This window comes from Ligilactobacillus equi DSM 15833 = JCM 10991 (assembly GCF_000615765.1).
GTDB lineage: Bacteria > Bacillota > Bacilli > Lactobacillales > Lactobacillaceae > Ligilactobacillus > Ligilactobacillus equi.
Window position 1 is genome coordinate 1 of the sequence record NZ_BAMI01000150.1, and the last position, 610, is coordinate 610.

The following is a 610-nucleotide window of genomic DNA, read 5'->3' on the forward strand; positions in this document are numbered from 1 at the left end:
CTTGTTGTAGACAGTTCTAGCAATGTCGGAATTAAGTTTTATCATTGCTTTTTGTTGAGAAGACGGATAAATTCTAACTTTTAATCCATAGTGATAACTAAGTTGAGCCATTGTTTTCATTGATTTTCACCTCCTTTAGTACAGTTATATTATAACAAAATATACTCAATTACACAAGGAAAGTGCTGTGGCAGAAAATAAAAAAAGGATAAATATCTATATGAATGTTGAACTTAATGATAGTTTGAAAATACAAACAGTCAAGGAACATTCATCTGTTTCAGAGATCTTATCTGTGCGTGGTGCTAGTTAAGTATCATTGACATAATCAGTGATACTAGGCATTTTTGTTTTTTATTAAGTAAAAGGTGCCCTTAAACTTTGCCATATTCCTATTAGTTTATAGCCGAGTATGTGCCAGAAATTAGGTTGTATCTTTAATAAATATTGATCTAGTAACGTTTTTATTCTTAAATCAACTAGCACCTCGCAAATTATCTAAATTAGCTAAAGAATATTTAGAAAAAAATAAAATAGCTCTTACGAGCTATCAAGTGGAGCTTATATCCCCCCACTAAAGTAGGGGGATTTACGCTCCTTTTTCATTAAA

At 30.8% G+C, this 610-nt stretch carries 2 protein-coding genes; one reads left to right on the top strand and one right to left on the bottom strand.

The genetic code is table 11. The features are described 5' to 3' along the window. The coding region (locus tag JCM10991_RS15050; RefSeq protein WP_155889674.1) for a helix-turn-helix domain-containing protein at nucleotides 1-120 on the bottom strand (120 nt) is incomplete at its 3' end. A gap of 67 nt (nucleotides 121-187) precedes the next feature. Between JCM10991_RS15050 and JCM10991_RS16305 the strand changes: the two genes are divergently transcribed. Continuing rightward, nucleotides 188-313, top strand: coding sequence for a hypothetical protein (locus JCM10991_RS16305; RefSeq protein WP_263640326.1), 126 nt, complete (start codon nucleotides 188-190; stop codon nucleotides 311-313). Nucleotides 314-610 lie beyond the last annotated feature (297 nt).